Source organism: Camelimonas sp. ID_303_24 (genome assembly GCF_053543495.1).
Genome location: NZ_JBLLJM010000013.1, coordinates 187,698 through 197,313, shown reverse-complemented (window position 1 = coordinate 197,313; position 9,616 = coordinate 187,698). Strand labels below are relative to the sequence as shown.

Sequence of the window (9,616 nt, the reverse complement as noted above, 5' to 3'; positions counted from 1 at the left end):
TGAATGTCGATCCGTCCTAAGATCACCGTCGCTGATCGGCATCTTGCGGATTTTCAGACCGCACTGCAGGCCATCGGCGAGGGCAAGGCGCGCCCCGTCATGGCCAGGGCCCTCAACCGCACAGGCGACATGGCAAACACACGCGTCAAACGTGTCCTGTCGACTGGCATGGGCGTCAAGAATCTCAACATTCATAAGGCTGTGATCACCAAGAAGGCCAACAAGGACAGCCTGATCTATGAGATCACCGGAACGGGCCGGCATTTCTCGCTAATCGACTCCAAGGGCGTGAAAGTCGCCACCCGCTTGGTGCCGCGGGCCGACGGCAGGTTTGGCGGGCAGACCCGGGCGCAATTCGTCACCGCCGGAGCGTGGGGGGTGTCCGAGCTGTACGACGGCGCCTTCATCGCCCGCGGCCAGGCAGGTCAGACCAAAGGCGCTGGCGCGGGACACATATTCGCCCGGACCAGTGATGCAAGGCATCCGATCCGCAAGCTATGGGGGCCTGCGATTCCGCGCGAGATGGTTCGCAAGCGCACCGAAACCATCGTCGAAGACATGGTCGATACGGTGCTCACAAAACGGCTGGAGCATGAGCTTGGGAGGTTGCTCAAGGTATGAGGCGCGATCAGATGGCGGCCGTGTGGCCGCCCACCGCGGCGGTAGCGGCGCAGGCAGGGCACGAACCGCGTTCGCCAGTGTCGGCGATCCGTGAGAAGTGCCGCGATTGCTGCGGCGGGCAATTGGCGGAAATAAAGGCCTGCCAGGCGGTGAAATGCAGCTTGTGGCCGTTCCGGGCTGGGATACATCCATATACGGCGGCTAGGCGGGAAAAGGGGCTGTAGGGGGCGGATTTTGGGAGCGGTGAGGCCTTTCGTTAACCGCATTGATCCATCAATCTGTAAACCGGAGCAGTGAGATGGCCGACACCACGATTGAATGGACCGACGTGACATGGAACCCCGTGGCCGGGTGTACGATCATGTCGGCGGGCTGCACCAACTGCTACGCTATGCGAATGGCGGCCCGTCTCGAGGCGATGGGCGTGGAAAAGTATGCAGGCCTGACCCGTAAAACGGGTGGCCGCGCAAAATGGACCGGGCGCATCACACTGGACGAGACGGCGCTTTCCATTCCGTACAAATGGAAGACGCCGCGCCGGGTGTTCGTTAATTCTATGTCTGACCTGTTCCACCCAGACGTTCCGTCTGAATTCGTTGCTCGCGTCTGGGATACAATGGCAGCGACTCCGCACCATACGTACCAAATACTGACTAAGCGACCAGACCGTATGGCGGAAATCGTTTCAGGTCCTACGTTCAAGGTTCTTCCAAACGTGTGGCTTGGAACCAGTGTGGAGGATGGTCCAGTCCTTCACCGCCTTGACGAGTTGCGGAGCGTGCCTGCAGCTATCCGTTTTGTCTCTTACGAGCCCCTAATTGGCTCGGTCGCAGGCGGCAATCTCGCCGGGATCCAGTGGGCTATTGTAGGCGGTGAAAGCGGCCCGAATGCCAGGCCAATGGACCCGAAATGGATAGATGAGATATTCGATCAATGCACGGACGCCGACGCGGCCTTCTTCTTCAAACAGTGGGGTGGGAAGCAGAAAAAGACGACTGGCCGCGCCTATCGCGGTCGCGTGTGGGACGAAATGCCAATGACAGACAGCATTTAGAAAAGCTCCCCCTGCCCGTCATTGGATGCTGTCTTCCAGAATTTGTGGGCAAGCTCGTGCTTTGCCGCAAGAAGAAGCCAATATAGTGGTTGATTTTTAGCTCCACTGATTAACTTCATTTCAACAGACGGTGCAATCCCAAGCTTGGAGACGAGGTTGCGCCAATGTTCAAATACGTCCCGGCGGATTCCCGTTTGGCCCTGATTAATGTCGACTGCCGACATCCAGCCAGGAGCAAACAATTCAAAGGCCGTTTGCTGCATAGCCAAGTTGGAACCTAAATTCCGCTGCAAATCCATGCGACTAATATGGAATAATAAATCTATTCGCTTTAGCGGCGCAAATGCTCTGACAACATCGAAGCTTAATGCTCCTAAACTATATGGATCCAGAAACGCGAAGTGAAGGCCGTGTGGATTAAGGCGAGCAACGATTTGCTGGACGGTGTCTGTGGCGGTTCCAACAAATGGAACCACCGGCGCGTTTAGGCGCCTAAGGCGCTCTGTAGCGTATCCCAATCTCTCTTCGTCAGAATCGGCTATGTATAGCCGTGAAAACGGCGCACCACTTTCCACGCTTTTGCGCCAAGCGGCAACGCAACCACCGTCTACAACCTCCCCGGTCCGCCTAATCTGTGCTCGCCCGGGACCGCAGTAGAGGTCGATGTACGTCGCCCCACCCTTGCCAGGCCCCAACCACTTGGCCCTGACAGCCCGCGACACGTCGATGTATCGAGATAGCAGTTCATGCTTTTGTTTCGCCCATGAGCCAACCTCCTCGACAGGCAGCCCATCATCCCCACCTAAAAGGTCACCCATTTCCCCACCTGCGATTCCTTCTGCATCTATCCTAGGCAGCTTTCGCAACCGGTGCGATCAGTACGAAAGTCGCCTTCCACCCACTTCCCTGTCCCGGTCGCAAGGTCTACAAGTGGATTGCCGTCCTCCTCCGACCAATAGTCGAAGACCGCGTCGACGGATTCCAGTTGGTAGTGGCGGGGGTTGAGCATGGTTGATTGGGTCCCTGTTTCTGGGTTGATTGTATCTATTGTCGCTCTTCTTGCGTCATTGGCGGCGGCATTGTTTACCTGGACTTCAGCAAAGCAAGCCAAGCGCCAGGCCGACGCTGTGCTTGGCGAAGTTCCTCCAGCCGTTGGCGTGTACCAACAAAAAACCAATCAGATGACATCCAACGCTTCAATTGTCGTCGAGATTACCAACCACAATCGATCAGCCATGCTAATTGATATGATAACCATTGCAGCCGACACCAATCATGTCGATGTTGTTAGATATCACTCCCACTTGAAGGACGCTTATCTAGAGATAATTGACTATTATTCCTGGCGCGGCTCCAATTACACATTTGAAACCCCCCTCAGAGTGAGGGGATGTGGCGCAAACTCGCCCCCAGATGTGCTTCATATTCCATTCACATGCATCTGGAAGGACAAAGGTGATAGACGGCCAGCTGATCTGGCCGTTGAGTTTATCTTCCGTTTTGAGGGAAAACCCGGCGCAGAAACCGCAAAATGCACCGCGAAGGTTTTTCGACCTGATGCCAATCATATCGATTGGTCGACATCTCCACACGACTAACCATCACGCCGCCTCCAGCTTCCGCATCACCTCGGCGTGGATCTGCCGGACACGTTGTCGACTTGTTGGTTCGCTTCGTCCCATCCATCCCCCCATTGCCCTGTTTTTGGCGGCCATGAATGACGAGGGGTGATATTGCCCGGCGGAACAGCCCGTCACAGCATGCCTTACCTATCAAACACCTCCAGCGCGTCATCAGCCAGCGGCCGCTGTAGTGCGATAGCCTCGGCCCACGGCGCTCGCATCCATGCGTCAATCTCGTCAGGCGCCGTCAGGATCACCGGCATGGCCTTTGGATGATATGAGATGGGTGAACGCAACAACGGATCCTTCACCCATGGGTAGGTTGAGAGACTGCGGATAGCGGCGGGCATGGATTGTTACCACACATCCAGCACCAAGGAACCAGAGCCGCCCTTGCCGCTCCCCTCATAGGCGCCCCCGGCCGGCGCCTACAAGTAGATGCGAGGCAGGCACACGAACCGCCTCTTGCAAAAGCAATAAATAGCGGTGATACTCATCGGATGACTTTGGGGGCGAAGTCGATGTGGCATGTGTATCCGACATCCTCTTTCTTGCAACGCCTACGTCTTTCGTGCGCATCTGTAGTGCTTTTGGTCGCTCCATCTGCGTCAAGCGAAGAAGGAGCCAAGCCCCTTCATGTACTTGACACCTTATGTGTTGCTCGTAAGACTGAAATTTGCATAAAACTTAAATTGAATAGAGATGGCAAACAAAATCACGAGCAATGTAACAACATAGGGGGGGTGTTAATCGCACGTGATTGCTTGCTCCGGGAGCCGGGCTCACCACGTCACGGAGTCAATCTCGGCCCGCATATGAATTATACTGAAGCGTGCGAAGCCATCGCGCGGAACGATATCTCCAAAACACTAAGCGATGAGAACTGTCACGTTCCGATTGCGAAATCCGATGCTATTCTCTCATTTCTTCGAGAGGAATATCTAAAAGGCATCAAAATGGTTCTCGAAGAGGCCAAGGATGCGGGCAACCAATAGCTGATGGGGGCATGCCATGACACGGATAGGGTTGACGGTTGTGAGCTTGACATTGGGATTGTGCGGCTACGCCGTGGCCCAAGAAAAGACTGTTACATATCTCGATCCAGTGTGCATTGCGAAAAAAGCCAAAGCATGTGTCGATAGCTACTACAATAATAGAATGACCAGCCATATCCGCTGCAGCGCTATTAATGGGAATTGGGATGATTCCATTAAAAGATGCGATCTCCGCGACGACAGTTGGAAGCATTTGGTTGCCGAAAGATGCCTGGCCCATGCCCGTATAGAACATGACGTCGGCGAAAAATGCGCAAGAAAGATCGCCTCTACAGATGCGATTCTTGAATTTCTCCGTGCTGAGTATCTTGCAGGTGTAAAAGCCGTTCTCGAGGAATCTAGAGACGCAGCAAAGCAAAAACCGTGACAGGAGGGCGCAATGCGCAATGTGTCTGGGGCAATTGCAATAGCGCTTGGCATATCTACCCCCTTGCATGCGGGCGAGGTTGCAGTCAATTATTTTGACCCCGTTTGCCTCGCTAAAAGAACAGCCGCCTGCATAAAAATGTACACGAAAATTCAAAGCTCCCAAACTGCTTGTGCGTTACTAGGGGGAGAATGGAATGCGCTAAGACAGCCCGATCACTGCTCACACACTGGTCTAGGTGCAATTGTCGTGGCTTCAGGTTGCGAAGCGCTGGCCAGATCGGAAAGCGTTGAAGGTCCGGAAAGCTGTGTTCGTTCGATTTCATCAACCGACGCAATCCTCACATTCCTTCGTCAGGAATATCTGAATGGAATAAAAGCCGTCCTGGAGGAAGCGCGAGATAACCAGGTGCCAAAATGAGAACGCGAATTGCACTCTTTCTGGGAACCGCACTCATTGTGCCACAATGCGCCATAGCGGATCAGCAGGGGGTCGCTGGTTCGCCAGTCCTCAACGCAATCGTTGCGAGGGAGTTCTCCAAGCCAATCACCATGGCACCAGGCCCCATCCCTCCTCCTGCAACCGACGCACAACGAAAACAATTTTTGGCTGAACTTGGACGCGTCCAGCACAGGCTTGAAAGCGTCGAACTCGGAAATTCCATTCTGAGGGCCAACAACAAAATGGTCGGCGTGATCCTTTCCGCCGGGAAATCACCTGATTGGAGCGGTGGGGTATTGCGTCCGGTCAATGCTGGCATGGATCAGCTTTTTAAGTGGGTCGAGGCAGAGGCTGAAGCCAGTCTGAGCCGCGAGAAGACCAAGTTATATGGCGGGCTCTTCGCCAAATCGCGTCTGCAAGACAGGAATGCGTTCAACACCGCTTTTGGCGGTCAGATCACACATAAGAATTTCGAAAAGGCCCGCCTTCTGGTTGAAGGTCACTCTGGCCCACTTGCGCAAGCCGCAGCCAATGCCCGGCCAGAGGATCGCAAAACCATCATTGATCAGCAGATCGTGATTCTGAACGCAGGCCTGACAAATTCCGTGGCCCTGCAACAATCTGATCGCGAAAAAGTTGGAGCGCAGATTGACGCTGCCAACGCCAAAATCGACAGCATTGCCAAGAGCTTCTCCGACTTCAAGATCGCAACGGACAAGGAGGTCCGCGCGATCAAGAATGCCCATAACGCCTTGTCTGAAACTGTTAAAACCATCGATCAGAAAGTCGGATCAAACACAGCAGATATTGGCTTCATGCAGAATGTTCTATGGGGCCGGATGAGCGCCAAGGAACAAAGAATTGCCGTGCAGAACGGTGGGTTTTTCAAAACCATGCCAGCCGATGAGCGAAAGGCGCTGGTGAAACAACTTGAAATCACCGAAAACGCTGACGAACTGCGAGCGAATTTCTCGACTGCCAATCAGATCGTCGATTTTGCATCGAAGCTCGGTGTTCTCTCACCTGCTGACGCAGCGAACTTTCAAAAAAATGTGCAAACGGCCGAAGTTGCGGTAAACATCGCCGCCAATATCATAACGATGAACTGGATGGGAGCCATTGGCGCCGCCTCGGGCATTCTGGGAGGGGGCGGGATTGAAGCAGGCCAAGCGAACCATGCGGAAACTATGGCTCAACTGAGAGATATCAAAAAATTACTCGAGACATCAATCAAGATCTCAGAAGACACCCTTGCAGAAGTTCGCCATCTACGCAAAGAAATCGCCTATCGCTTCAATCTCGTTGACAGACGTTTTGACGAGTTACAGGTTCTGATCACCAGCGACGCTTGGGCCAAGTATGAAGCTTGCCAAAATTTTGTGTCCAGCTCTTACAGCCCACTTTATGTCGGCAAAGGCGGCGCCTTTAACAGTTATGCAGAGCGGATCCGCCATTTCAACGCGCGACGAGCTGACTACGACATTTGCCTGTCAGGACTGCATCTGCTGCTGGCTCCGTCTGCTGGACAGCACGCGCATTTTCTGGGAACAAGCCTCAAAGGACAGTTCGATAGAGGGCAGAACCTTCGTACACCAATCTTCGAAGCCATGAAGTCGCAGACATGGCGAGCGTTAGGAGCCACTAATATTTCGCAAGAGGAACGCTGTGCGGATCAGTTTTTTTCGGTGTTTGTCTCTGCATCAGTAAACAATCCTCCAAAGCGTGGTCTGGTCTGCGACGATGCCCAAGTTTCAAAATTAGGTCCTTACATATCTGCTTCTTTTATCGCCCATTCCGGAAGCAGCCTTCTGCAGAAGGAGCTTTATCCGCCTTTCATCAATTCCATTACAGGAATTTTGTTGCACCTTTCGCCCTATCGCGAGCTCGTCGTTTGGAAAGATGGCGCGCTTTGGCTGAAATCTGAAGATGAAATTAGGAACGCAAAAGTGGATCCCGTGGCCGCCGCCACAGATGTTGATCCGCTAGTATTGCTCGACCAGCATATTGACGTTCTTAATGTCGCAATGGCCCAGCAATATTTACTATCGGGTGTGCCTCTCGCGAATTCCGCGCTGAAATGGCTGTCTGAAGATGAATTTGGATACGCGATCAAAGGAGAGGATCGCAAGCCAATTGAAAAAGAGCTTGCCGCGCTAAATGACGCCCTTCGCTCGCGGAACGATGCCAAGACACAAACTTCCAACGAGGTCACAGCGGCTGTAAAAGCCCTGTGGGCCCGTCTTGATGTTCGTCCTGATGCACAGGATGACGAACGCAGAGAGATTGAAACTGCGTGCAGATTTAAGGATCGCTATCTAACAACCTCCTGTCTTTTGGCCTCCTCCGCAGAGTTCCGGAAAAATCTGGGTGTTGAGCTCGGACGCTTGATCGTCGAAGAGAATTCCATGCATGAGTACGCAGCCGCGCTTGGAGGTCCCGTCAACGGCTCGATGTCTATTTTGCTCAGCAAGCCAAAACTCAAATGGCTTGCTGACGGAAAACCGCGCTTTAGAACCGTACAGGTCGAGGGTGCCCGCTATCCCACCTGGTTCCTTGAAGTCAGGACAGTCAGGGGCAATGTCGACATAGAACTGCCAACGCCACGCGAGGCTGCCAATGGGCTCTATATGATGACCCTCAACTGGCAGGAGCTTGATCGCGCCCGGTTTGATGCAGCTACCCGGAAGCTTGGTTTGTCCGCCCATCAATTGAGCCATGTGGTAAAAGACGCCGCGGACAAAGCTATCTTGCGCCGGATCGGAATTAACAATCCTGCCCTCGCTTTGATACAGGTGGCCTCGCCCCGGATTGCCAACTCCCAGAATTAGCGGATCCCCTTCCTTCGTCAGCTCCCCAAAGCCCGCCAACTTGTGGGCTTTTTTTTTATGCCAATGGTCGGCAATTTAACGATCTATCCTGGGCGGCAAATGCACCTTGAACCGGCCCCAACTGGGGTCAGTCGCGTTCAAAAATCTCCAGCGCATCATTTGGGAACTGGCGCTTCTGCAATTCGCTGGCCTCAGTCCATGTCCCTGTCATCCAGGCCTCGATCTGATCAGGCTCTGTAAGGATCACTGGCATGGCCTTCGGATGGTATGGGCGCAGTGGCTGGGCTGAATTTTCAGCCGAGCGGATTTTTGCGCTCAGTGGCCCTTGGGCAGGTAACGCATTCTTGCGTTCTCTGGCCCACGGCTGACATTCCAGCCATGGCGCAGGAATGCGCACGTTCCCACAATTTTGCGTTTACGTTGATGCGTATGGGTTTTTCGGCTTAACCCCGGAAATTCCGGGGTTATAACCTGACTGTCAGGCAGGTTATAACCTGTGTTTCACTCAGGTTTCCCCCTTGAGCCTTACGCCCGGGCCGCCGTCCACTGTAGCGCCCGCGTCTAGGAAGATGACGCCGGCCTGCTCGAGGGCTGATTGGAGGGCGGCAACCGTGCGGGGCAACAGATCCTCGCCGCGTTCAAGTCGGGTGATGGTCGCCGGCGCCACGTTCGCGAGCATTGCCAATTCGCGCACCCCCAAGCCAAGGGCCGCCCGCGCCATCCTGCATTGCACTGCGTTCAAAATTATCACCCTGTGCTTTTTTTATGTTGACGTGCTGCGAATGTGTTTCTATAAGCACTGTGTACTCAATTTAAGACATCAGCACAAGGACACCGCCATGCCCCACGCCACCGCCCATCCGCAACAGGCTCCTGTATTCCCGCTGGTGTACGCCATGCGATTTGTTGGCCGCAGCACATGCGGCGCCTACAGGGACGGCGACCTGATGGCCATCAACACGCTTGAGGAGCCGCTTGCTGGCGACGTCGTCTGCGTCCACCTCAAGGAAGGAATGGCGCAGTTGATGTACCTGGCCATGCCGCTGGCTCCTGGCATGTTCGACAGAATGCCGTGGCAGCCTGGACATGCGGAAGAGATAATACCGGCCATTATCGGGCACGGAGTGTCAGGCGGGTTCATGCAGTTCCGCGCTACCGACGTGTGGGCCGTTCACAAGTGCGACGGCAAGCACGACCCTGACATGGCCCTGCAAGCGGCGGCCTGATGCACGCCTGACCCGATTGCCCCCGTAGCACGACGGACGTGCAGCGGTCTTCTAAACCGCAGGGTGCTGGTTCAAATCCAGCCGGGGGCTCCACTATGGCCTGACACCACCAGGCCAGACGTGCCGGGGCAAGCGGAGGAGATACGCAACGGCCCCGGCGGGCGGCGATCGCCCTGCCTACCTGCCTTTGATTCTGTTGGACTGGCTTGCCCATCACGGTGGCGACTCGGTGGCGATTCACGCCTTGCCGCCCATCCCGCGATTTAAGCTAAGTGATTGAATTTGTTGGCGCGCCCGACACGATTCGAACGTGTGACCTTTGCCTTCTGAGGGCAAATCTTTATTCGGCTTCCACATCCCTGATATCGTCTAATTTCGCATAAAATCCTTTAAGATCAATGA

General features: G+C 54.5%; 10 protein-coding genes, 1 tRNA gene and 1 pseudogene. 8 read left to right on the top strand and 4 right to left on the bottom strand.

Going from position 1 to position 9,616, the window contains the following annotated elements; genetic code table 11:
• Window positions 1-99 precede the first annotated feature (99 nt).
• Together ACERNI_RS13525 and ACERNI_RS13520 are read left to right on the top strand one after the other, a co-directional pair.
• Entirely contained in the window at window positions 100-621 is a 522-nt protein-coding gene (locus tag ACERNI_RS13525; RefSeq protein WP_448833788.1) for a phage tail protein, read from the top strand.
• A 298-nt stretch (window positions 622-919) separates the two neighbouring features.
• Window positions 920-1,675, top strand: coding sequence for a DUF5131 family protein (locus ACERNI_RS13520; protein WP_448833787.1), 756 nt, complete (start codon window positions 920-922; stop codon window positions 1,673-1,675).
• Here ACERNI_RS13520 and ACERNI_RS13515 read toward each other — a convergent pair.
• The gene (locus ACERNI_RS13515) at window positions 1,672-2,493 is read right to left on the bottom strand and encodes a three-Cys-motif partner protein TcmP (protein ID WP_448833786.1); all 822 of its coding nucleotides are present in this window, start codon (window positions 2,491-2,493) and stop codon (window positions 1,672-1,674) included. The two genes, ACERNI_RS13520 and ACERNI_RS13515, sit on opposite strands and share 4 nt — an antisense overlap.
• 189 nt (window positions 2,494-2,682) lie before the next feature.
• On the opposite strand from ACERNI_RS13515, the gene ACERNI_RS13510 reads away from it, so the two are divergent.
• The gene (locus tag ACERNI_RS13510; protein ID WP_448833785.1) at window positions 2,683-3,273 is read left to right on the top strand and encodes a hypothetical protein; all 591 of its coding nucleotides are present in this window, start codon (window positions 2,683-2,685) and stop codon (window positions 3,271-3,273) included.
• Window positions 3,274-3,440: 167 nt separating this feature from the next.
• Here ACERNI_RS13510 and ACERNI_RS13505 read toward each other — a convergent pair.
• Window positions 3,441-3,572, bottom strand: a pseudogene (locus ACERNI_RS13505) (SOS response-associated peptidase); the annotation flags it as partial.
• A 751-nt stretch (window positions 3,573-4,323) separates the two neighbouring features.
• On the opposite strand from ACERNI_RS13505, the gene ACERNI_RS13500 reads away from it, so the two are divergent.
• The 3 genes from ACERNI_RS13500 to ACERNI_RS13490 are packed head-to-tail and all read left to right on the top strand — an operon-like array spanning window position 4,324 to window position 7,988.
• The gene (locus ACERNI_RS13500) at window positions 4,324-4,719 is read left to right on the top strand and encodes a hypothetical protein (RefSeq protein ID WP_448833784.1); all 396 of its coding nucleotides are present in this window, start codon (window positions 4,324-4,326) and stop codon (window positions 4,717-4,719) included.
• A 12-nt stretch (window positions 4,720-4,731) separates the two neighbouring features.
• Window positions 4,732-5,139: a hypothetical protein gene (locus ACERNI_RS13495; protein ID WP_448833783.1), complete on the top strand. Its 408-nt coding sequence runs from the start codon at window positions 4,732-4,734 to the stop codon at window positions 5,137-5,139.
• On the top strand, window positions 5,136-7,988 hold the full coding sequence (locus ACERNI_RS13490; RefSeq protein WP_448833782.1) for a hypothetical protein: 2,853 nt from the start codon (window positions 5,136-5,138) through the stop codon (window positions 7,986-7,988). The genes ACERNI_RS13495 and ACERNI_RS13490 overlap by 4 nt, the downstream gene beginning before the upstream one ends.
• Before the next feature lie 127 nt (window positions 7,989-8,115).
• Here ACERNI_RS13490 and ACERNI_RS13485 read toward each other — a convergent pair whose 3' ends face one another.
• Both ACERNI_RS13485 and ACERNI_RS13480 read right to left on the bottom strand, forming a co-directional pair.
• Window positions 8,116-8,385 (bottom strand): hypothetical protein, encoded by a 270-nt coding sequence (locus ACERNI_RS13485; protein WP_448833781.1) that lies wholly within the window; start codon window positions 8,383-8,385, stop codon window positions 8,116-8,118.
• 108 nt (window positions 8,386-8,493) lie between these two features.
• Window positions 8,494-8,709: a transcriptional regulator gene (locus ACERNI_RS13480; protein ID WP_448833810.1), complete on the bottom strand. Its 216-nt coding sequence runs from the start codon at window positions 8,707-8,709 to the stop codon at window positions 8,494-8,496.
• Here ACERNI_RS13480 and ACERNI_RS13475 point away from each other — a divergent pair.
• Both ACERNI_RS13475 and ACERNI_RS13470 read left to right on the top strand, forming a co-directional pair.
• Complete coding sequence (locus ACERNI_RS13475; RefSeq protein WP_448833811.1) at window positions 8,639-9,214, top strand: hypothetical protein; 576 nt, start codon at window positions 8,639-8,641, stop codon at window positions 9,212-9,214. The genes ACERNI_RS13480 and ACERNI_RS13475 overlap by 71 nt on opposite strands.
• A gap of 18 nt (window positions 9,215-9,232) precedes the next feature.
• Window positions 9,233-9,307: transfer RNA gene (locus tag ACERNI_RS13470), tRNA-Arg, on the top strand.
• Window positions 9,308-9,616: the final 309 nt, after the last annotated feature.